General features: G+C 73.2%; 18 protein-coding genes. 5 read left to right on the top strand and 13 right to left on the bottom strand.

The window, feature by feature from the left end:
- Nucleotides 1-117: 117 nt before the first annotated feature.
- Genes ABZS66_RS21680 through ABZS66_RS21695 form a run of 4 tightly spaced genes read right to left on the bottom strand, consistent with a single transcriptional unit; the run spans nt 118 to nt 7,610 of the window.
- A complete protein-coding gene (locus ABZS66_RS21680; RefSeq protein WP_354760294.1) occupies nt 118-1,104 on the bottom strand; it encodes a hypothetical protein in 987 nt (328 codons plus the stop codon).
- Entirely contained in the window at nt 1,079-2,392 is a 1,314-nt protein-coding gene (locus tag ABZS66_RS21685; RefSeq protein WP_354760296.1) for a CHAT domain-containing protein, read from the bottom strand. The genes ABZS66_RS21680 and ABZS66_RS21685 overlap by 26 nt, the downstream gene beginning before the upstream one ends.
- A complete protein-coding gene (locus ABZS66_RS21690; RefSeq protein ID WP_354760298.1) occupies nt 2,389-5,271 on the bottom strand; it encodes an AAA family ATPase in 2,883 nt (960 codons plus the stop codon). The genes ABZS66_RS21685 and ABZS66_RS21690 overlap by 4 nt, the downstream gene beginning before the upstream one ends.
- Entirely contained in the window at nt 5,268-7,610 is a 2,343-nt protein-coding gene (locus tag ABZS66_RS21695; RefSeq protein ID WP_354760300.1) for an NB-ARC domain-containing protein, read from the bottom strand. Before ABZS66_RS21695 ends, ABZS66_RS21690 begins: the two co-directional genes overlap by 4 nt.
- 130 nt (nt 7,611-7,740) lie before the next feature.
- Here ABZS66_RS21695 and ABZS66_RS21700 point away from each other — a divergent pair, with 130 nt between their 5' ends.
- A complete protein-coding gene (locus ABZS66_RS21700) occupies nt 7,741-9,354 on the top strand; it encodes a DUF885 domain-containing protein (RefSeq protein ID WP_354760302.1) in 1,614 nt (537 codons plus the stop codon).
- 1 nt (nt 9,355) lies between these two features.
- On the opposite strand, the gene ABZS66_RS21705 is transcribed toward ABZS66_RS21700, so the two are convergent.
- The gene (locus ABZS66_RS21705) at nt 9,356-10,057 is read right to left on the bottom strand and encodes a hypothetical protein (protein ID WP_354760304.1); all 702 of its coding nucleotides are present in this window, start codon (nt 10,055-10,057) and stop codon (nt 9,356-9,358) included.
- A 236-nt stretch (nt 10,058-10,293) separates the two neighbouring features.
- Here ABZS66_RS21705 and ABZS66_RS21710 point away from each other — a divergent pair, with 236 nt between their 5' ends.
- The 3 genes from ABZS66_RS21710 to ABZS66_RS21720 are packed head-to-tail and all read left to right on the top strand — an operon-like array spanning nt 10,294 to nt 12,871.
- Nucleotides 10,294-11,304 (top strand): ATP-binding cassette domain-containing protein, encoded by a 1,011-nt coding sequence (locus ABZS66_RS21710; protein ID WP_354760306.1) that lies wholly within the window; start codon nt 10,294-10,296, stop codon nt 11,302-11,304.
- The gene (locus ABZS66_RS21715) at nt 11,301-12,089 is read left to right on the top strand and encodes an ABC-2 family transporter protein (protein ID WP_354760308.1); all 789 of its coding nucleotides are present in this window, start codon (nt 11,301-11,303) and stop codon (nt 12,087-12,089) included. The genes ABZS66_RS21710 and ABZS66_RS21715 overlap by 4 nt, the downstream gene beginning before the upstream one ends.
- Nucleotides 12,086-12,871 (top strand): ABC-2 family transporter protein, encoded by a 786-nt coding sequence (locus ABZS66_RS21720; protein ID WP_354760310.1) that lies wholly within the window; start codon nt 12,086-12,088, stop codon nt 12,869-12,871. Before ABZS66_RS21715 ends, ABZS66_RS21720 begins: the two co-directional genes overlap by 4 nt.
- A gap of 84 nt (nt 12,872-12,955) precedes the next feature.
- Here ABZS66_RS21720 and ABZS66_RS21725 read toward each other — a convergent pair whose 3' ends face one another.
- From ABZS66_RS21725 to ABZS66_RS21750, 6 genes are all read right to left on the bottom strand, one after another.
- Nucleotides 12,956-13,588 (bottom strand): FMN reductase, encoded by a 633-nt coding sequence (locus tag ABZS66_RS21725; RefSeq protein WP_354760312.1) that lies wholly within the window; start codon nt 13,586-13,588, stop codon nt 12,956-12,958.
- Nucleotides 13,585-14,676, bottom strand: a complete 1,092-nt coding sequence (locus ABZS66_RS21730) for an LLM class flavin-dependent oxidoreductase (RefSeq protein WP_354760314.1) — start codon at nt 14,674-14,676, stop codon at nt 13,585-13,587. Before ABZS66_RS21730 ends, ABZS66_RS21725 begins: the two co-directional genes overlap by 4 nt.
- Nucleotides 14,677-14,853: 177 nt before the next feature.
- Nucleotides 14,854-15,414: a GNAT family N-acetyltransferase gene (locus ABZS66_RS21735; RefSeq protein WP_354760316.1), complete on the bottom strand. Its 561-nt coding sequence runs from the start codon at nt 15,412-15,414 to the stop codon at nt 14,854-14,856.
- The gene (locus ABZS66_RS21740) at nt 15,411-16,268 is read right to left on the bottom strand and encodes a hypothetical protein (RefSeq protein WP_354760318.1); all 858 of its coding nucleotides are present in this window, start codon (nt 16,266-16,268) and stop codon (nt 15,411-15,413) included. Before ABZS66_RS21740 ends, ABZS66_RS21735 begins: the two co-directional genes overlap by 4 nt.
- Complete coding sequence (locus tag ABZS66_RS21745) at nt 16,265-16,753, bottom strand: SigE family RNA polymerase sigma factor (RefSeq protein ID WP_354760320.1); 489 nt, start codon at nt 16,751-16,753, stop codon at nt 16,265-16,267. Before ABZS66_RS21745 ends, ABZS66_RS21740 begins: the two co-directional genes overlap by 4 nt.
- Nucleotides 16,754-16,759: 6 nt before the next feature.
- The gene (locus ABZS66_RS21750; RefSeq protein ID WP_354760322.1) at nt 16,760-17,143 is read right to left on the bottom strand and encodes a MerR family transcriptional regulator; all 384 of its coding nucleotides are present in this window, start codon (nt 17,141-17,143) and stop codon (nt 16,760-16,762) included.
- A gap of 61 nt (nt 17,144-17,204) precedes the next feature.
- On the opposite strand from ABZS66_RS21750, the gene ABZS66_RS21755 reads away from it, so the two are divergent.
- On the top strand, nt 17,205-18,536 hold the full coding sequence (locus ABZS66_RS21755; protein WP_354760324.1) for an MFS transporter: 1,332 nt from the start codon (nt 17,205-17,207) through the stop codon (nt 18,534-18,536).
- A gap of 77 nt (nt 18,537-18,613) precedes the next feature.
- Here the strand turns inward: ABZS66_RS21755 and gndA are convergent, their stop codons facing one another.
- Both gndA and ABZS66_RS21765 read right to left on the bottom strand, forming a co-directional pair.
- Entirely contained in the window at nt 18,614-20,050 is a 1,437-nt protein-coding gene (gene gndA / locus ABZS66_RS21760; protein ID WP_354760326.1) for an NADP-dependent phosphogluconate dehydrogenase, read from the bottom strand.
- Between the two features lie 107 nt (nt 20,051-20,157).
- Nucleotides 20,158-20,715, bottom strand: a complete 558-nt coding sequence (locus tag ABZS66_RS21765) for a helix-turn-helix domain-containing protein (RefSeq protein WP_354760328.1) — start codon at nt 20,713-20,715, stop codon at nt 20,158-20,160.
- Nucleotides 20,716-20,766: the final 51 nt, after the last annotated feature.

Genomic DNA, 20,766 nt, shown 5'->3' on the forward strand with positions numbered 1-20,766 from the left:
AGGCAGCCTGCCGGTTGATCATGGCCACCAGGCGGCCTCAAGATGACAACCCGGTCATCTCCTCCCACACCCTCAGCAACCCGTCACCGCGCGACCCCGAGCGGAGCTGATGCGGGGTCAGCGGCCCAGGGCGGCCAGCGAGAGCAGCAGGTGCACCGTCTCGGGGTACCAGATGTCCGAATGGGCGCCCTGGACCAGGCTGCCGTCCTGGTAGCGCCAGGTGGCGTCGACGCTCGTCAACCTGGTGAAGTCGCCGGCCGCGTAGGGTTCCTCCACCGGGCGCAGGTCGGTCACGCGTGCGCCGGCGGCGCCGACGGCGCCCAGCCCCGGCGTCCCCTCGGGCACCGCGTGCCACAGCGCCAGCGCGCGGTCGTGCGGGCTGAACGTCAGCACCGTGGGGCCGGCGATCGGCGCGGCGCCGTTGACGAGCGGCCGGAAGCGGCCGGTGAATATGCTCGGCGGCGCCGCCATCTGCAGGCCCAGGAAGGTGTCGACGGCGAACGGGAACCGTTGCGGCCAGGGCCAGGCGAGCGTGCGGTGCTCGGGCGGCGCCGCGGCCTCCTTGATGGCCTCGCCCAGCAGGCGGCAGCCGAACGAGTGCCCGACGCAGTGCAGGTACTGCCCTCCGGCCGTGCGCAGCACGTCGGCGCCGGCGGGCCGGCGGCGCTCGTCGTCGAGGTAGCCGAGCAGGGCGGCGAGCACGTGGGCGGCGTGGCCGGTGGTGGTCATCGCATGGGCGCGGTCGCGCATGCGCCGGTAGCCCGCCGGCAGCGGACTGCTCCGCGAGGGCCACTGGACGGACACGAAGAACGGCCGGAACGGGGTGAGCGGCGGGTACCGGTCGGGGGCCTCGCGGTAGAGCTCCCAGATGGCGGAGAACAGCCGCCGGGATGAGGCGGCCGCCCGCTCGGCCGTGGTCTGCCAGCCGTGGGCGAACACGAAGATGTCGGTGACCCGCTCGGGCAGGCTGACGAGGCGGGCGAGGTGCCGGGCCACCTGGGCGGGCGGCACCGCCTCGCGGCCGTCGAGCAGCATCCCCTCGGCGTTGAGGCGCACCGTGTCATAGGCGGTGAAGGCGTCAGCCTCCGGCAGCGGCGAGTCCATCGGACGCCTCCATCTGGCAGAAGTGACTGTCGATGCCCTGGTACAGCGAGTAGGTGAGGCCGAGTGGGTTGCGCCGCTTGCCGGCGAAGGTGCGCACGGCCGAGCGGACCGCCGGCCCGAGCGGCCGGCCCAGCGGCAGCACCTGTTTGAACAGCTGCTCGGCGAAGGCGGCCGCGAACCCGGCGGGGATGTTGACGCACGGGGCTAGCAGGCTGCCGGCGCCGTGCTCGAGCAGCGTCGCGCCGAGCTGGCTCGCCGACGCCGTGTACAACCGTCCGCTCTGGCAGGCGTTGAGCAGCACCAGCGGATGGCTGCGCAGACCCTCCGTGCCGATCCAGAACTTGAAGTCGCCGGCCGAGATCCGCTCCTCGGCGTTGTCGGCGAGCCGCAGGTGCGCCTCGCCGGTCGCCGACAGCACGCAGTGGCAGCAGAAGTAGATGAGGTGCGCGGCGGCGCCCTCGCCGGACAGGTGCTCGTCGACGGCCTGCCGCGTCGTCGCCCGGTGCGTGGTGGTGTGCCGCTCCAGCGTGGCGACCACGGGCGCGACGACGGCCGTGCGCGTGCCCCCGCGCCGCGGGCCGTCGAGCCGCTCGTCGTAGTAGGCGCTGGCGGCGATCCGCTCGCCGGTGAAGCGGATGTCGCCGTCCAGCTCGTACTTGCGCTCGAAGCGGTGCTCGACGAGGTGCCGGTAGCCGAGGAACGCCTGCGGGTCGACGGCGCCGAGCTTCGGCCGGTGCCATCCCTCGCGCGGCACGTAGAGCATGGACCACGGCGCGACGAGGCCGTTGGAGGTGAACGTGACGACCTGTTCGCGCCGCCACAGCGCGGCCCACACCTGGTCGCCGATCTTCTGCAGCGCCGGTCCGCCGCTGTGGAACAGCTGCCAGAACAGCTGGTAGCCGGCGGAGGCGACCGCGTGCCACATCCGGTCGACCGCGGCGCGGTCCACCGTGCGCAGGTCGACGGCGTCGGTGAACGGCCGCTGGTAGTTGGCTTCGGGGCCCACCGCGGCCGGGTCCTGCCACTCGATCACCTGCTTCGACCAGGTCTCGTGCAGGTCGTCGATCCAGCCTTTGACCGTCTTCGGATCCGCCTCCAGGAGCCCGACCGGGAACTGGCCGTTGATCCGTAGATCGTTCCCGACCGCGATCACCTCGTACCCGCCCTGGGGCGCCGCCGTGATCCGGATGTTCAGGGTGCGGTCCCGGCGCTCGCACGCCGGCACCGGCCGCCGGAAGTTGTTGACGTTGTCGATCGAGTTGGCCGGTCCGAGGTCGTGCCGCGTCATGCCGCCACGCTGTCGTGCGACGGGACAACGTCCTGCTGTGCGAGGTCGGTGCGCTGCAGCAGGGCCCCCTGGTCGGCGTCGTAGAGCGCGACGCGCATGCGCAGCGGGCCGGGCCGGACCGGCACGACCGTGAAGACCTGCTCGTCGAGGGGCGCCCAGGCGTCGAGCCGGGCCGACCGGGCCCGCGGCGTCACGTCGGCGCCGTCCGTGTCGAGCATGACCGTCACCCGGCGGGCGCCGGCCGGCGGCAGCGATTGCGTCAGCGCGGGCGCCGTGATCGAGTAGCCGACGGTGAACGGCTCGCCGACGCGCAGGGGCGCGTCGTCGGCGCGCTCGAGCCAGGCGACCGGTGCCCGCCCGGCCGGTTCGCCGGAAAACGCGTCGACCGGCAGCCGCGACAGGCCCGCCGCGGCGAGCGCACCCGCCTCGCCGGCTGGGTCGCCGTGCGCGTGGAACACCAGCGCCGCGGCGACCAGCGCGCGGGTGGCCCCGGCGCCGTCGCCGGTGCGGCGCAGCAGTTCGCCCTCGGCCCAGCGCAGCCCGGCCCACAGCGGCGCCCGGTCGTGCCACAGCAGCGGCTCGACCAGCTCGGCGTCGAACGTGGCGTACTGGTACTGCTCGAAGGCGTCGCCTTGGCGGTCGCACGCGAGCAGCGCCCGGACGAGCACGCCGCGGGCCCGGACGGCGCCGACGTGGTCGTGCATGTGCTGGAACCGGTAGAGGGCCTCCGCCGCCCGGTGCACGGCGCGGGCGCCGGTGTGGCGTCGGTTGCGCCGGTCGGCCTGGAACTCGTCGAGGCGCAGCTCGGCCAGCCGGAGCAGGATCGCGGCGGCCCGCGACGCGTCATCCTCGAACTTCGGCAGCAGTCCGCGCAACACCGTCGACGCGGCCCGCCAGTCGCCCTCTCGACGCAGCACCTCGGCCCGGGCCCATCCGTAGCAGAACGTCGCCTCGGCGTCGTCGTCGCCGATGGGAGGATCGCCGACCGAGCGCAGGTCGTACGCCGCCGCCACCCGCATCAGATCGATCAGCCGCTCGGTGTCCCGGTCGCCCACCCGCCGCGCCAGCAGCGCCGCGCGGCGCAGCTCGTGGTCGGCGTCGCGGAGGTGGCCGGCGCGCAGGAGCGCCTCGGCGATCCGGCGATGTGCCTCGGCTTCGAGGCGGGCAGAGCCCCAGGTGGCGTCGGTGTTCGCCGCCGTCGCGGCGGCGTCCAGCGCCGCGAACGCCTCGGCGAGCCCGGGGAACTCTCGGCCGTCCTGCCGGTAGCCGCCCAGCTGACCCAGGAACCGGCCCCGGGCCAGCAGGACCCGGATCAGCGCGTGCGGGTCGTGGCCCGTCTCGGCGCCCGTCTCGGCGTTCCATCCGGCCACCTCGAACGCCGCCATGACGTCGCGCCGGTCCACCTCGTCCGGGACCGCGTCGCCGAGCTGCGCCGCGATGCGCCAGCACACCTCGTCGCGGCCGGCGGCGTCGGTCGCGAGGACGCAGCGCAGCAGGTTGCGGTACTCCGCGCGGACCCAGCGGTCGGGCAGTGGCTCCTCGTCGAGGGTGTGGGAGTACGGCAGGCTCCCCGGCTCCGGAGGCTCCTCGCCGGCCAGCCGGAACGCCTCCTGGTAGACCTCGTCGAAGCGCCGCATCGGCCAGTGGGTGTCGACGCCGCTGCCGCGCAGCCGGGTCTGGGCGAACGCCCGGAACAGCGGGTGGAAGCGGTAGCGGTCCAGGCCGCTGACCTGGTCGAGCCCGGCGAGGTCGAGCAGCTGCCGCTCGGCCAGCCGGCTCACGATCGAGGCGATCTCGGCCTGGTCGCCGCGGTCGCTGTCGAGGCCGAGCAGCGGGATGAGCATCCACGGCACCAGGCTCGGCGTCTGCACCAGCGACAGCAGCTCGAACGCGCGCTGCTCGTCGGCGGTCAGCCGGGCGTACTCGCTCTCGATCCGCTCGTAGACGATCTGCAGGTCGTCGGAGAGCTCACCGTCGTCGTCGGTCTCCTTCCGCTCCGGTTCGGCCATCCCCGCCGCCAGCTCGCGCAGGCCCCGTGCGGCCTGGGGCAGCCCGATGCGGTCGCGGACCACCGCGTCGCCGACGGCGCGGATGGCCAGCGGCAGCCGCCCGAGCCGGTCGACGATCTCGATGGCGAACTTCTCGTCGTTGGCCGCCGTGTTGGTCACCGCCCGCAGCATCTCCAGCGCGCCGTCCATGTCGGGCACGTCGAGGCGGAACGACCGGACGCCGAGCGCCGGGCCGAGGTCGCGGCGGCTGGTGACGATGACCGCGCAGTCCTTGCCGGTCGGGATGAGCCGGGCCACCTGGTCCTGATCGCGGGCGGCGTCGAGGATGACGAGCACGCGGGCGGACGCGGTGAACGAGCGGAACCGGGCCGAACGCTCGATCGTCGAGGCGGGCACCGCCTCGCCGGGCCGCAGGGCGGCCAGGAACCGGCTGAGGATCTCGGCCTCGGCCCGGATGTTGCCGGCGTTGCCAAGGTTGGCGTAGAGCTGCCCGTCGGGGAACTCGTCGGCCAGCTCCCGGGCCAGCTCCCGGGCGAGCGCGGACTTGCCGACCCCGGGCATGCCGTGGATCGGCAGGATGATGGCGCCGTTGGACTCACCGGGCCGCCGCAGATCGTCGAACTGGCGCCGCAGCCGGCCGAGCTCCCAGTCGCGGCCCCGGAACGTGACGAGGCGGGGCGGGCGCTCACGCAGCCGCATCGGCCGGACCCGGGCGAGCACGGCCAGCTGAACCGCCGTCGCGGCCGCGGCGGCGAGCAGGACCAGGCCGAGGCCCTGCGACCACCGGGCACCGGACGCGAAGTGCAGCCCGACGCCGACGGCCGACCCGACCGCCACGGCGACCCCGGTGAGCCACACGGCTCTGGTCATCGCCCCGCACCGCCTTTCGCCCCGACCGAATTCCCGACTGAATGCCCGACCGAATGCCCGACCGGCGCCCGTTGCGACCGCGCGGCGCGGCGGGCGGCGCGCACCCGCTCGGCGCGCCGGTGGTTGCCGACCGAGCGGTAGAGCCGCTCGGCCATCCGCCACAGATTCTGCGCCTCGTCGTGCTGCCCCAGGCCGGCCTGCGCGGCGGCGAGCCGGTCGGCCGCCCGGGCCTCGACCCAGGTGTCGCCGCAGTTGCTGAACGTCTCCAGCGCCTCGGTCAGGAAGCGCACGGCGGCCTCGGTGTCACCCTCGGCCTGCAGTGCCCAGCCGATGATCTCCCGGCAATGGCCGCTGCCGTAGCGGTGGCGCATCTCCTCGAAGCCGTCGAGCGCCTCCGAGGCCATGGCGATCATGTCGGTGGGCCGCCCGGCCTTCCGCGCGGCCTGGGCCCGCTCGTAGCCGATCCAGCTGTACCACAGCTTCTGCCCCAGCCGCTCCGCGTGGTCGGCGCCGACCCGCAGCGCCTCCTCGGCGTCGCCAGGCAGGTCGAGGGCCAGCAGGACCCGGCTCTCGGAGTACGCGAGCGGGGCCCACTGCCGGGGCTGACCGGCGCTGCGCCGCCGGGCCTCCCCGATGTACTGCCGGCCGAGCTGCGGGTCGGGCCCCAGCGACTCGATGACGGCGAATTCACGCAGCAGCCGGACGTGCTCGACCCGGTCGTCAAGGCGGCGGCACCGGTCGAGCGCCTCGGTGAGCCGCTCCCGCGCGGGGTCGAGCTGCCGCAGCCGCCGCAGCAGCTTCGCCTCGATCCGCAGGGCGCGGATCCGGGCCAGCGACTCGCCCTGCAGCGGCGACAGGGCCAGCAGCTCCCGCACGTCCTCGAGGCCGCCGAGTTCGGCGTGCAGGTCGGCCAGCGCCACGACCGCCTCGGCCGCCCCAGCCGGGGAGACCTCCCGGGCCAGGGCCACGGCGTCGCGGGCGTCCTTGAACGCCCGGGAGATCGCGCCGTTCTCCATGGTCGTCTGCACCCGCTCGAACACCTCCCCCAGCTCGTCGCGGCGCTGCCGGCGGTCGGCCCGGCCGTCCGCGAGCCGCTTGCGCGCCGCGCCCCGCTCGTCGTCGTCGAGCACGTCGGCGGCGATCCGCCGGGCGTAGCGGTCGATGTGCTCCAGCAACCGGAACGACTGGATGCCAGCGGCGTCGTCGCTGCGCCGCTCCAGCAGGCCGGCATCGGTGAGCCGCAGGCAGTACGTCCACGCGTCCGACTCGGTGCTGCCCAGCAGCATGCCGAGCTCCCACGGGGCGAAGACCCGCCCGTCGAGCAGGCCGAGGCTGACGACGGCGTACTGCTCGCCGCGGGTGAGCATGGCGTAGGCGACGTCGAGTGCCTTGTCGAACTTCTGCTGGCTGGCGTCGCTGTGCTCGGCCATCAGCTGCTGGGCGAGGGCGAGGCGGCTGTGCGGCCGCTGGGCCAGGGCCATCCCCACCAGCTGGATCGCCAGCGGGTGGTACTCCGCCGCCCGGACCAGCTCGCGCGCCGCCGCGGGCTCGGCCTTCACCCGCTCGTCGCCGGCGATCGCGCCGAGCATCACCAGCGCGTCGTCGGGGGCCAGTTCGGCCAGCGGGAACGGCTCGGCGGCGAGCCCCTCGACGGGCCCGCGTGAGGTGACGATCACCGCGCACCACGGGCTCTGCGGCAGCAGCGGCGTCACCTGGTCGACGTCGGAGACGTCGTCGAGCACGATCAGCAGCTGGTTGCGCCGGCTGAGCCGGCGGGTCAGCCGGCGGTAGAGCGCGGCCTGCGCCTCCGGCCGCTCGGGCATGACCGAGGCGGCCGGGCTCAGCGCCTCGATGAACCGCCGGCGCATCGTGCCGACCGCGTCGGCGCGCGACGCCGCCGGCTCCGGCGTGGTGCCGGTGACGAACCGCGCGAACAGCTCGCCGCCGTTGAACCGGTCGGCGACGCGGTGGGCGGTGTAGACGGCCAGCGCCGTCTTGCCGATGCCCGCGACGCCCCAGATGTTGGCCACGCGGGGGCCGCCCGACGGGCCGCGGAGGAACGCCTCGAGCTTCGACACCTCGGCACCGCGCCCGGCGATGTACGTCGGGGGCGGCGGCAGGTTGGACGGCGGCACGAACACGGGCAGCCGCGCGGAGCGCCGGCTCAGGTGCACGAGCATGCCGACGAGGTACCCGGCGGCCACCGCGACGAGCAGCGGAAACCCGTGCCGCGGCGCCACCACCGCCACGACGCCCGCGACGATGGCCGGGGCGGCGAGCGCCAGCGCGACGAGCCCGCCCTCGGATCCGGATCGATACCGCCGGAGCCATCGATCCACGGCAACCCCCTACGGTCGGTAGGGTCAGGATGACCGAGGGTTTGGCGGAATGCCATACACGAATGGTCGATCACGCGCGCCGTGCGGTACGACGTCACCGGCACCGAGCGGGGCGGCCGACGGTGGGAGGATGCGGGACATGGACACGCTCGACGGGATCGGTGACGAATACTTCGACCGGCACTTCGCGGCCGATCCGTTCCTCGCCGGGAGCTTCGGCGTGGCCGGGTTCGAGGCGGAGGTGCCGGACCCGAGCCGGGAGGCGGCCGCGGCGCACCGGGCCGAGCTGGGGCGGCTGGAGGCGCGGCTGGACGCCGTCGACGGGGGTGACCCCGTCAGCCGCGCTGTGCTGGGCCGGCTGCTGCGGGACGGGCAGCGGACCCTCGACGACGGCCTCGTCGAGGTCGCGGTGACGGCCAGCATCGCCGGGCCGTTCGCCCAGGTGATCTCGACCGTGCCGGTCGCGACCGGCCCCGACGACGCCTACCTGGCCCGGCTCGGCAGGCTCGGCGGCTACTTCGACGCCTGGGCCGATCGTTACCTGCGGGCCGCCGCCGACGGGCGGTTCGCGACCGCGCTCGGGGTGCGGCAGGCGGTCGCGCAGGTCGACGCCTATCTGGCGACGCCCCTGCAGCGGGATCCGCTGGCGCGGCGGGATTCGGTGCGCGCCGAGGCCACGGCGGTGATCGATGCCACGGTACGCCCGGCGCTGGCTCGGTTCCGCGCCGTGCTCGCCGAGGAGCTGCTGCCGGTCGCGCGGCCCGGGGAGAAGGTCGGCGTGGGGCACGTCCCCGGTGGCGGCGACGGCTATCTCGCCCTCGTCCAGCAGTACACCACCACTCATCTCGGACCGGAGGTGATTCACCGTCAGGGTCTGGAGCTGGTGGCACGGCTGCGGGAGGAGTTCGCCGAGCGGGGCGGCCGGGCGCTCGGCACGACGGACGTCGCCGAGGTGCTGGGGCGGCTCCGCGACGACCCGGCGCTGCGGTTCGCGGCCGGGGCGGAGATCGTCGGCACCGTCACCGACGCGCTGCGGCGGGCCGAGGCCGCCGTCCCCGACTGGTTCGCCGGCTACGACATCGCCCCGTGCACGGTCCGCGAGATGGACCCGGCCGAGGCGGAGAACTCGGTGCTCGGCTACTACCTCGCCCCGTCCGCCGACGGCACGCGCCCCGGCACGCACGTGATCAACACGTACCGCCCGGACCTGCGTCCCCGCTTCGAGTACGAGGCGCTGGCGTTCCACGAGAGCGTGCCCGGCCACCACCTGCAGATCGCGCTCGCCCAGTCCCGCGCCGACCTGCCCCGGTTCCGCCGCTTCGCCTACTTCGACGCCCACGGCGAGGGCTGGGGTCTCTACGCCGAGCGGCTCAGCGACGAGATGGGCCTCTACACGAGCGAGCTGAGCCGCCTCGGGATGGTCTCGTTCGACGCCTGGCGGGCCTGCCGGCTCGTCGTCGACACCGGCCTGCACCACCTCGGCTGGTCCCGCGACCGGGCACTGGCCTACATGCGCGAGAACACCGCGCTGTCGGAGACCAACATCGCCAACGAGGTCGACCGGTACATCGCGATGCCGGGGCAGGCGCTGGCGTACATGATCGGCCGGCTGCGCATCGACGAGCTGCGCGAGCGCACGCGCGGGTCGCTCGACGTGCGGGCGTTCCACCACGAGGTGCTCGCCCACGGCCCGCTCCCCCTCGACGTGCTGGAGGAGCTCGTCGTCGCGGCCGCGGGGCGCTGAGTCACTGGCGGGTGTAGCGGGCGGTGCCGTTGGACTCCTGCACGCTCAGGGTCGTGGACGAGCAGGTGTAGTCCGACGTGCCGTCGACCCAGATGGCGGCGGTGTAGCGGTTGACGAGGACGCCGTTGCGGTAGAGGTCGATGCTGCCGGTCGAGCGGGTGTCGGTCTCGACGATGCTGCCGGAGCGCACGGTGTACCGCGCGGTCGCGCTGCCGTTGGTGGCCCGCGCGAAGACCTCGCCGTTGGCCGCGCGGCCCTGCAGGACCGAGCCGAGCTGGACCTCGGTCGAGCCGTCGGAGCGGAACTGCCGGCTCTCGTAGCCCTGCAGGAGCGTCAGCCGCACCGTGCCGACGCCCTCGACCTGCTCGTCGAGGGTCCGCGCGGTGAGCCGCCAGGTGCCGACGAGGCACGACGGCGCCTTCGTCGTGGGCTTCGGCTCGGGCCGGGTCGTGGTGGTCGCCGGCGGGTCGGGCTCCTCTTCGTCCGGATCGACGACGGGATCGAGGGCGCCCTCGGTCTTCGGGGCGGCGATGACGGTGGTCGTGGCGCCGGTCGGGGTGGTGTCGGGCTTGTCGTCGCCGGTCAGGGCCGAGCGGATGCCCAGGACGTCGGCGACCAGCCCGATGCCCATGAGCAGCGCCGTGGCGACGGCCACCAGCGCGTTCCGCCGGTTCGACGACCCCATGCCCACCCCTCGCGCCATGGTGATCTCACAGTAGACAGCGCGTGCTCGCCCCGGATCGGCAGAACCGATCGGCCGGTCAGGCCGATCGATGGTCCGGTTCCGGCTCCGGTCCGCATGGGGCGGTGGAGCTGACGAAGTGCGCGGGGTCCCGAGCAGTCGGAGTCGGAGCCGTCCCGCCGGAAAATGGGGCGGCAATGCCGGGCGCAATCGCTTAATTTTGGTCGCGAACTATCGGTGCGCGGGGGTGGGAGTCGATGGCACTCGTTGAGGCACGTCAGTTGACCAAGGTGTTCCGGCGGCCGGAGAAGGATCCGGGGCTGCGGGGAGCGGTCAAGCATCTGTTCGTCCGGCGGTTCACCGACAAGGTGGCCGTCGACCATGTGGATCTTTCGATCGAGGCCGGGGAGGCGGTCGCGTACGTCGGGCCGAACGGGGCCGGGAAGTCCACCACCGTCAAGCTGCTCAGTGGCATCCTCGTGCCCAGCAGCGGGGAGGTACGCATCGACGGGCTGTCGCCGCAGCAGGACCGGGTGAAGCTCGCACACAAGATCGGGGTGCTGTTCGGGCAGCGGACGCAGCTGTGGTGGGATCTGCCCGTCCGGGAGTCGCTCGCCGTACTGCGGGACATCTACGGGATCGACCACGGCACCTATCGGCAGCGCATGGCCCGGTTCGAGGAGGTGCTGGAGCTGGGTGAGGTGCTGCCGGTGCTGGGGCGGAAGCTGTCGCTCGGGCAGCGGATGCGGGCCGACCTCGCGGCGGCGCTGCTGCACGCGCCGCCCGTCGTCTACCTCGACGAGCCGACGATCGGGCTCGATCTCGCCGTCAAGGACCGGGTGCGGGAGTTCTTCCGCACCGTGCGGGACGAGGGTACGACCGTCATGCTCACCAGCCACGACCTCGGCGACATCGAGGGGTTCTGCCAGCGGCTGGTCATCATCGATGAGGGGCGGATCATCTTCGACGGGGACCTGCAGGCCGTCAAGGACGCGTTCGCGAGAGAGAGGATCCTCAATCTCGAGACGGAGACGGCCGTGCCGCTCGACAAGCTGCGCGCGGCGCTGCCGGGGGCGGAGGTCGAGGCCGGCGAGACGCCGCTGCAGTTCGCCGTCCGGTTCGACCGGTTCGCGATGACCGCCGGGCAGGCCGTCACGGCGCTGGCGCCATTGACCAACCTCGTCGACTTCCACGTCGACGAGCCATCGATCGAGGACGTCATCCGCCGCGTGTACTCCGGCGAGCTCCAGCTGGACGCGGCCGCATGAGGGCGTACCGCGCGTTTGCGCGGGCCACGGCGCTCAGCGCGCTCGCGTACCGGGGCAGCTTCCTGCTCTCGCTCGGCGGGGTCGCCTTCCAGCTCATCGCGCTGCTCGCGGTGTGGCGGGTGCTGCTCGACGGCGGGGCGAACATCGGCGGGTTCGACTGGGAGCACATGCGCGGGTACCTGCTGGTCGCCTTCGCCGCCGGTGCGCTCGTCGGGTCGTTCGTCGACTTCCGCATGTCGTTCCGGATCCGGTCCGGGCTCATCGCGCTCGACCTGGTCAAGCCGGTCGACTACCAGCGGGCCCGGTTCTGGGAGACGGTCGGCGGCGTCTGGATCGAGATCGCCGTCGTCGTGCTGGTCGGCGGGCTGGCGGTCGTCTTCGGCGGGCTGCCGGTGACGCCGGACGGGCCTGAGCTGGCGCTGTTCCTGTGCAGCATGACGCTCCTCGTGCCGCTCAAGTTCACCGTGTCGTACCTCAGCACGCTCGCCTGCTTCTGGACGGAGAACTTCGTCGGCGTGCTGTGGGCGCGCCAGGCGGTCACCGCCCTGCTCTCCGGTGCGCTGGTGCCGCTGGCGTACTTCCCGGACTGGCTCGCGACGGCCGCCACCTGGTCGCCGTTCGCCGGCCTCACCTCGACCCCCGCGCTCATCTTCATCGGGCAGGTGAGCGGCCGCGAGGCGGTGCTGCTCGTCGCCGTGCAGCTGGGCTGGGCGGTCGTGCTCTGGTACGCGGCGCGGGCCCTGTTCCGCGGCGCCCTTCGACAGCTCACGGTGCACGGGGGATGACGATGATCCGGCTGTACGGGCGGCTGCTCGGCGCCCACCTGAGGTCCCTGCTGGAGTACGAGGCCGACTTCTGGCTCATGATGTTCGGCACCCTCATGATGCAGGTCGTCAACGTGGCGTTCCTGTCTGCCATCTTCGCCAAGGTGCCGCACATCAACGGCTGGTCCTTCTGGGCCGTCGTGGCGATGTTCGGCATGGTGGCGGTGGCCGAGGGCGTCGGCTCGCTGTTCTTCGAGGGCATGTGGAACCTGGCCTGGCAGATCAACCAGGGCGACCTCGACTACATGATGGTCCGGCCGTACCCGATCCTGCTCCAGGTCAGCAGCATGCAGATCGGCCTGAACGGGCTGAGCAACATCGTGACCGGCGGCCTGATGCTGGGCTTCGCGGTGGCCAACGTGGACATCGCGTGGTCCGCCGGCCGGGTCGGGCTGGCGCTGCTCGTGCTGCTCAGCGCGATCGTGATCAAGGTCGCGATCAACCTGGGCACCAACGCCGTCTCGTTCTGGATGCAGAGCCCGAGCCCGCTGTTCGCCTTCGCCGTGCACCAGGTCGGCGACCTGGCGCGGTTCCCGCTGTCGGTGTACCCGCTGGCGCTGAAGGCCGCGCTGGGCTTCGTGCTGCCGTTCGCGTTCGTGAGCTTCTTCCCGGTCAGCGTCGTGTTCGGCCACGGCCCGGCCTGGGTGGGGCTGCTCACGCCGCTGGTGGCGGTGTACTGCGCGGTGGTGGCCTGGTTCGTGTTCTCCCGCGGCCTGCGCCGCTACGAGGGGGCGGGCTCCTAGTCCCTCCGCTGGACAACGACGGCGTGGCGGCGCCGTCGAGCGCGGTCTGCGGACCCTGCTCGACGGCGCCGCCGCCCGGTCTTTCTAGAGCCGCATGTCGTTCGTGACCGTGCGGCCGCCGCCGTTGAGGAGATCGTCGAACGTCGTCGTCAGCTCGAACGGGTCGGTCACGGTGACCGCCTCGCGCGCCGCGACCAGGGCGGCCAGCTCGCCGCCGGCCCGGCTGATGCGCTGGTGCAGCGTGCCCTCGTGCCCCCAGTCCTCGGTGGCCGCGAACACGCCGGTCGGGGCGACCACGGCGTGGAGGTACGTGAACATCGGCCGCAGCGCATGCTCGATCGCGAGCGAGTGCCGCGCGGTGCCGCCGGTCGCCCCGAGCAGCACCGGCTTGTCGTCGAGCACGCCGTCGCCGAGCACGTCGAAGAACGACTTGAACAGGCCGCTGTACGAGGCGTTGAAGATCGGGCTGACCGCGACCAGCCCGTCGGCGCCGGCGACCGCGTCGAGCACGTCCTTGAGCGCGGGCGACGGGAACCCGGTGAGCAGGTGGTCGGTGATGTCGTGCGCCACGTCGCGCAGCTCCACGACCCGGACCTCGACGTCCTCACCGCGGGCGGCCAGCGCGTTCCTGGCCGCCTCGGCGAGCCGGTCGGCGAGCAGCCGCGTCGACGACGGGTTGCTGAGCCCGGCCGAGACCGCTACGAGCTTGCGCGTCATGCCTGCACCTTCTCCGTGTCGAGAGCAGCCTTCAGCGACTCGTGGGTGGGCGCGTCCGGCACGTGCGCCGGCCGGCCGATCGCGAACTCCTTGCGCAGCACCGGCACGACCTCCTCGCCGAGGATGTCGAGCTGCTCGAGGACCGTCTTGAGCGGCAGCCCGGCGTGGTCGAGCAGGAACAGCTGCCGCTGGTAGTCACCGACGTACGACCGGAAGGTGAGCGTGCGGTCGATGACCTCCTGCGGGCTGCCGACGGTCAGCGGCGTCTGCGCCGTGAAGTCCTCGAGCGACGGCCCGTGCCCGTAGACCGGGGCGTTGTCGAAGTACGGCCGGAACTCCCGCTTGGCGTCCTGCGAGTTCTTGCGCATGAAGACCTGCCCGCCGAGCCCGACGATGGCCTGGTCGGCGTCGCCGTGCCCGTAGTGCGCGAACCGCCGCCGGTAGAGGTCGATCATCCGCTGCGTGTGCTCCTTGGGCCAGAAGATGTGGTTGGCGAAGAAGCCGTCACCGTAGTACGCGGCCTGCTCGGCGATCTCCGGGCTGCGGATCGACCCGTGCCACACGAACGGCGGCACCCCGTCGAGCGGCCGCGGCGTGGCCGTGAACCCCTGCAGCGGCGTGCGGAAGTTCCCCTCCCAGTCGACGACGTCCTCGCGCCAGAGCCGCCGCAGCAATGCATAGTTCTCGATGGCGAGAGCGATTCCGTTGCGGATGTCCTGGCCGAACCAGGGGTACACGGGCCCGGTGTTCCCACGCCCCATCATGAGGTCGACCCGCCCGTCCGCAAGGTGCTGCAGCATGGCGTAGTCCTCGGCGATCTTCACCGGGTCGTTGGTGGTGATGAGCGTCGTGGCCGTGGACAGCTGCAGCTTGCTGGTCCTGGCGGCGACCCACCCCAGCATGGTGGTGGGCGACGAGGGCACGAACGGCGGGTTGTGGTGCTCGCCGAGCGCGAAGACGTCGAGCCCGACCTCCTCGGCCTTGAGCGCGATGGTCATCATCGCCTTGACCCGCTCCGCGTCGGTCGGCGTCCGCCCGTTGGTCGGGTCCTGCGTGACGTCACCGACGGTGAACACTCCGAACTGCATCTCGCACGCTCCGCTGGCCTTCGTGGGGCTGTTCCCCTCGTTCTGCGCGCTACAACATAGCCCGGCCGCAAAACATTCCGCTAGTCAACAGTCAAGCTTAGTGACTTTTCCGTGGCCGCGTTTCCATACAAATCGGACTTTCATCACCCGGGCCGGCGCGTCACCCGGCGGGAGTGGTCAGCGCGATGTCGCCGGGGGGCGGGACATGATCCAGACCGGGAGGGCGTCCACCAGCAGGTGGTGCTGCACCTCGAAGCCCACCGAGCGGTAGACCTCCACGTTCGCCGGGTTCGACGTCTCCAGGTAGGACGGCAGGCCGTCCGCGTCCGCCCGCGCCAGGCCCGCCGCCATCACCGCGCGGCCCAGGCGCCGGCCGCGCGATGTCGGGTGGGTGGCCAGGACGCCCAGGTACCAGTGCGGGAAGTCCGGCAGCGCCGCGTGGACCGTCGACTGGTAGCGGCCCCAGGCGTCGTCCGTCGCCGGGGCCGGCGTGTGGCGGGCCCTCGTCGGGGCGTCCCACATCGCCACCGCCGCGCCCGCGTTGGCCAGCCAGACCGTGCCCCGTGCCGCTCTCGGGTCGAACAGGGCCGCCGCCATCGTCGCCGCCTCCGACTCGTACGTGTCCGGGGACGGCAGGAAGTAGCGGATCGCCGGGTCGGACTCGAAGGCCGCCACGAACGTCGCCACCACCGAGGGGCGGTCGGCCGGCGTCGCGAGCGTGATGTCAGGGGTCGTCACGGCCACGTCATATCATGGATCAGCTGTTCGAACTGCGGCTTTTCCAGACGCTGGCCCTCCGACGGCTGGGCCGCCAGCGAGTAGGTCACGCCGTGGGCCTCCCACAGGACCTCGAACCAGTCGCCCGTGGGGTAGAGCTTGCCGGTGTGCGAGCCCAGCTGCACCGTGCCGGCCGGCGACGTCCGCCGCGGCGGGGTCAGGAACGCCTCGAAGCGCAGGTCGGGGCCGCCCAGGCGGGTGTAGCCGAACGGGAACGACTCGCCCGTCAGGCTCAGGTACTTCGCCGGGATCGACGTCCAGCCCGTGAACGCCGGCAGGTCGGCCTCGCGGACCACCAGCCGGTCGCGGCCCGCCGCCGAGCCGTCCGAGAGCGCGCGGTCGCCGAGCGGGCGGTCCAGGGTGGCGCGGACCTCGGCCGCGCCGGGGTCGTCACCAGGGGCGCACGACGACTCGACCAGCTCGCCGCCCGTCACGGTCAGCGTCACCAGCTCGTCCGACTCGTCGACCGCCACGCTCAGCTCGCCGTAGCCGGCGCACGGCGGGGCGGCCAGGTACAGGCGGACCGAGCGGCCGTCGCGGGCGACCCGGGCCACCTGCCAGCCGACCCCCGAGACGATCTCCAACGGGCCGCCGCTGGGCGGTGGCGGGGTCACGAGGGGGGCCGCCGCGGGGCGCAGCGCGACACCGGCGGCGAGCACCGCCAGGACCGCGCCGGCCGCGCTCAAGGCGGCCGCGAGCCGACGGCGGCGGGCCGCCGCCCGCAGGATCCGGGCCGTCGGCGGAGTGAGCAGCTCGGCCGGTACCTCCGGGATCCCGAGCTCGACCAGCTGGGAAAGGTCGGAATTGGAGCTCATCGTCCGATCGCCTCCGACAGGTGCCGGTCCTGGCGGAGCGCGGCCAGGGCGCGGGCCGTGTGGGACTTCACGGTGCCGGCCTTCATGCCCAGCGTGCGGGCGGTCGCCTCCTCGGTGAAGTCCCCGAGGTACCGCAGCATCAACACCGCCCGCTGCTGCCGCGGCAGGCGGGCGAGCGCCTCCGCCACCACGTGCCGCAGCTCCACCTGGCCCTGCGGGTCGGGCGCCGCCGGCGGCTCCGGCAGGCGCTCGGTGGGCAGCTCGCCCCGCCAGCGGCGGCGCCACCAGCTGAGGTACGTCGTGGCCAGCATCGCCCGCAGGTAGGCGTCGGGCGAACCGTCACGGATGCGCGCCCAGCGGCCGTAGGCGCGGGCCAGCACCGTCTGCACGAGGTCCTCCGCCTTGTGCCAGTCGCCGGTGAGCAGCCACGCCGACCGCAGCAGGCGCGGCCAGGCGACGCTCACGTACGACTCGAAGTCCTCCACGGGGGGTCAACGACCCGGGGCGCCGCGAAGGTTGTCATCGGTGACGCGGGCCAGGTACGCGTCGATGGCGTCGCGGTTGCGGGCCAGGCACGCGATGCGGGCGTCCATCTTGTCGCGCTCCTGGCGCAGCAGCTCGAGCACCTCGGGGCCGGCGTCGGACATGGTGATCGCGCAGGGGGTGTCGAGGCAGGGCAGGACGTCCTTGATCACGCGGGTCGGCAGGCCGGCGTCGAGCAGGCCACGGATCTGCTGGACCCGGCCGACGAGCTGCTCGCCGTAGTCGCGGTAGCCGTTGGCGAGCCGCCCGGGGGTGAGCAGCCCCTGCTCCTCGTAGTAGCGCAGCAGCCGGGCGGGCGTGCCGGTGCGCCCCGCCAGCTCGCCGATGCGCATGTGACGTGCCCCCCAACCCAATTGACCTTCACACTAGTGTGAACGTCCGACGATGCGCCACATGAACCTCGTGGTGCTCGCGCTGGCGCAGTTCCTGCTGGCCCTGGACTACTCCATCGTGTACGTCGCGCTGCCCGGCATCGCCGACGACCTGGGGCTCGACCTGGGCACGGCGCAGTGGGTGGTGAGCGCGTACGCGGTGCCGTTCGCGGGGTTCCTGCTGGTCGGCGGCCGGCTCGCCGACCGGGTCGGCGCGTCGCGGCTGTTCGTGGCGGCGACCGCGCTGTTCGGCGTGGCGAGCGTCGCCGGCGGCCTGGCCGGCGACGGCGCGGTGCTGCTGGCCGCCCGTGGGGCGCAGGGCGTCGCCGCGGCGCTGCTCCAGCCGGCGATCCTGGGCCTGATCGGCATGTCGTTCGCGCCCGGCCCGGCCCGCACCCGCGCCCTGTCGGTGTGGGGCGCGGTCGGCGCATCGGGCCTGGCCGCGGGCGTGGTCCTGGGCGGCCTGCTGACCCGGGCCAGCTGGCGGTGGACGTTCCTGGTGAACGTGCCGGTGACCGTGTTCTGCGCCGTGGGCGGCCTGCTGTGGCTGGCCGCGCAGGGCGCCACGCGGCGGCGGGTCCCGCTGCGCGCGTCGCTGCTCGGCACCGGCGCCGCGCTGGCGGTCGTGCTGGCCCTGACGTTCGCCGGCAGCCTCGTCGCCTGGACCCTCGCCGCGGTACTGGCGGCGGCCTTCCTGGCCAACGAGCGGTACTCCCCCGCACCCCTCGTCGACCGCTCCCTGCGCCGCATCCGCTCGCTCCGCCTGGGCGCGGCCGCCACGGCGCTGTACATGGCGAGCGTCGGCTCCGAGTTCTACGTGGTGACGCTGCTGCTACAGCGGCTGCGCGGCTACGAGCCGCTGCTGGCGGGCATCGCGTTCCTGCCCCTGGCGGCGATGGTGACGCTGGGCAGCTCCGCGACGGCCGCGACGATCCGCCGGCTGGGCACGGCCCGCACCCTGTCGGCCGCCTTCGGCCTGGCCGCGGCGGGCCTCGCGGCGCTGGCGGCGGGCGGCGGGGGCTCCTACGTCACCGGCCTGCTGCCCGGCCTGCTGGTGAGCGGCTTCGCCCACGGGATGATCTACACGTCCATGTTCATCCTGGGTGCTCGGGATGTACCGCCGGAGCAGCAGTCGTCGGCCGCCGCCCTCCTGACGACGTCCCAGTACCTGTCGGGCGCGGTGACGGTGGCCACCCTCACGCTGGTCCTGGCCGGCAACCACTTCGGCGCGGCCTTCTGGATCACGGCGGGGTGCGCGGCCCTGGGCGCCGCACTCTCACTCCGCCGCCCCCGGCCACCGCTCGCCGGGCCGGCACGACCGACTGAGGATCACGCGTCCCCGACCCCGGCGTGACCACACGCGTCTGCGCATACGGGAGCGGGGCGGTGGGGTGGAGCGGGCGGTGCCGGTCCACCCCACGCCGCGGTGCGTCAGGCGGTGTGTTCCTTCTTGTCGCCGGCCCACTCGACGTGGAACGTGCCGTCGCGGTCCGTGCGGCGGTACGTGTGGGCACCGAAGTTGTCGCGCAGGCCCTGGATCAGGGACGCGGGCAGGCGCTCGGCGCGCAGGCCGTCGAAGTACGACAGCGACGACGAGAACGCCGGGGTGGGGATGCCCGCCTCGGCCGCGGCCACGACCACGCGGCGCCAGCTGGGGACGCCGTCGTTGATGGCGGTGGCGAAGTACGGGGCCACCATCAGGCTCTTCAGGCCCGGGTTCTCGTCGTAGGCCTCGCGGATGCGGTTGAGGAAGCGGGCCCGGATGATGCAGCCGCCGCGCCAGATCGTGGCCAGGCTGCCGCGGTCGATGTCCCAGCCGTACTCGGCGCTGCCGGCCTCGATGTGGTCGAAGCCCTGGGCGTACGCGACGATCTTCGAGGCGTAGAGGGCGCGGCGCACGTCCTCGACGAACTGGTCGCGGTCGGCGACCTGGATCGCCGTGCGGTCGGTGCCGAAGGCGTCGCGGGCCGCCTCGCGCTGGTCGGCGTGGCCGGACAGGGAGCGGGCGAAGGTGGCCTCGGCGATGCCGGTGATCGGCACGCCCAGGTCGAGGGCGCTCTGCACGGTCCAGCGGCCGGTGCCCTTCTGCTCGGCCTGGTCGAGCACGATGTCGACGAAGGCCTTGCCGGTGTCGCCGTCGACGTGCGCGAGGACGTCGGCGGTGATCTCGATCAGGAACGACTCGAGGTCGCCGGTGTTCCAGGTGCGGAAGATGTCCGCGATCTCGGCCGGGGTCGCGCCCAGACCGGCCCGCAGCAGGTCGTAGGCCTCGGCGATGAGCTGCATGTCCGCATACTCGATGCCGTTGTGGACCATCTTGACGAAGTGCCCGGCGCCGTCCGGCCCGATGTGCGTGCAGCACGGGGTGCCGTCGACCTTCGCGGAGATCTTCTCGAACATCGGGCCGAGCGTGCGGTACGACTCGGGGGAACCGCCGGGCATGATGCTCGGGCCCAGCAGGGCGCCCTCCTCGCCGCCCGACACGCCGGTGCCGACGAAGTGCAGGCCGTGCTCGCGGAGGGCCTGCTCGCGGCGGCGGGTGTCGGCGAAGTGGGCGTTGCCGGCGTCGATGACGATGTCGCCCTCCTCCAGCAGGGGGACGAGCTCGTCGATGACGGCGTCGGTCGGGCCGCCCGCCTTCACCATGATGATGACGGCCCGCGGACGGGCGAGCGAGGCGACGAAGTCGGCCATGGACTCGCCCGGCACGAACGTCCCCTCGTGGCCGAACTCGTCGACGAGCCGGCGGGTCCGCTCGGGCGAACGGTTGTGCACGGCGACGACGTAACCGTTGCGGGCCAGGTTCCGGGCCAGGTTACGGCCCATCACCGCGAGGCCGGTCACGCCGATCTGCGCCAGGTCGGACATCTGCGATGCACCTCATCCAGTCGTTGGCAGTCGCCCCTAGCGGCGTCACTGCCCCGTGACCGCCGTTCGAAGCGCGCGTCGGACCAGGCTACCCGGCGGGATGCCGCCTACCTGAGGCGAACCCCGTCGAGCGCGACGGCGAGGACCCGCTCACGCTGGGCGTCGTCGACGTAGCCGCCGCCGGTGAGGCCGGCGACGAGGCGCAGCAGGTCGTCGAAGGTGACGTCGGCGCGGGCGACGCCGGCGGCCTGGGCGCGGGCCAGCAGCGGCTCGCCGGCCGCGTACATCGCGGTGCGGCTGCTGCGCATCATCTCCGAGTCGCGGTTGAGCGCCTCGGAGATGGCCCGCTTCGTGGCCACGTAGGCGACGAACCGGCGCAGCCAGGCGGTCAGCGCCTCCCACGGCGGCAGCTCGGCGACCTGCTCGGCGGCCCGGCACAGGTCCTCGATCTCGCCGACGTAGACACTGTCGAAGAGGTCCTGGCGGGTCGGGAAGTTGCGGTAGAGCGTGCCGATGCCGACGCCGGCCCGGCGGGCGATGTCCTCCAGGGAGGCGCCGGTGCCGTGCTCGGCGAAGGCGTCCCGGGCGGCGGCGAGCAGGGCGTCGAAGTTGCGCCGGGCATCCGCGCGCTGGGGTCGGCGCACGGCGGGTGTCGGCTCGGTCACGGTCGCGGTTCCCTCGGTTCGGGCGTTGTGGAGGCCATCCTCCAGTTTATC

The sequence above is a fragment of the Dactylosporangium sp. NPDC005572 genome (assembly GCF_040605515.1).
GTDB lineage: Bacteria > Actinomycetota > Actinomycetes > Mycobacteriales > Micromonosporaceae > Dactylosporangium.

Bases quoted from the DNA above. Each gene is read 5' to 3' on its own strand.
- ABZS66_RS21705 (WP_354760304.1), bottom strand. From the start codon at position 10,057: ATGGCGCGAGGGGTGGGCATGGGGTCGTCGAACCGGCGGAACGCGCTG.
- ABZS66_RS21700 (WP_354760302.1), top strand. From the start codon at position 7,741: ATGCGGGACATGGACACGCTCGACGGGATCGGTGACGAATACTTCGAC.
- ABZS66_RS21680 (WP_354760294.1), bottom strand. From the start codon at position 1,104: ATGGACTCGCCGCTGCCGGAGGCTGACGCCTTCACCGCCTATGACACG.
- ABZS66_RS21715 (WP_354760308.1), top strand. From the start codon at position 11,301: ATGAGGGCGTACCGCGCGTTTGCGCGGGCCACGGCGCTCAGCGCGCTC.
- ABZS66_RS21750 (WP_354760322.1), bottom strand. From the start codon at position 17,143: ATGCGCATCGGCGAGCTGGCGGGGCGCACCGGCACGCCCGCCCGGCTG.
- ABZS66_RS21690 (WP_354760298.1), bottom strand. From the start codon at position 5,271: ATGACCAGAGCCGTGTGGCTCACCGGGGTCGCCGTGGCGGTCGGGTCG.
- ABZS66_RS21755 (WP_354760324.1), top strand. From the start codon at position 17,205: ATGAACCTCGTGGTGCTCGCGCTGGCGCAGTTCCTGCTGGCCCTGGAC.
- ABZS66_RS21720 (WP_354760310.1), top strand. From the start codon at position 12,086: ATGACGATGATCCGGCTGTACGGGCGGCTGCTCGGCGCCCACCTGAGG.
- ABZS66_RS21730 (WP_354760314.1), bottom strand. From the start codon at position 14,676: ATGCAGTTCGGAGTGTTCACCGTCGGTGACGTCACGCAGGACCCGACC.
- ABZS66_RS21685 (WP_354760296.1), bottom strand. From the start codon at position 2,392: ATGACGCGGCACGACCTCGGACCGGCCAACTCGATCGACAACGTCAAC.
- ABZS66_RS21740 (WP_354760318.1), bottom strand. From the start codon at position 16,268: ATGAGCTCCAATTCCGACCTTTCCCAGCTGGTCGAGCTCGGGATCCCG.
- gndA (WP_354760326.1), bottom strand. From the start codon at position 20,050: ATGTCCGACCTGGCGCAGATCGGCGTGACCGGCCTCGCGGTGATGGGC.
- ABZS66_RS21710 (WP_354760306.1), top strand. From the start codon at position 10,294: ATGGCACTCGTTGAGGCACGTCAGTTGACCAAGGTGTTCCGGCGGCCG.
- ABZS66_RS21725 (WP_354760312.1), bottom strand. From the start codon at position 13,588: ATGACGCGCAAGCTCGTAGCGGTCTCGGCCGGGCTCAGCAACCCGTCG.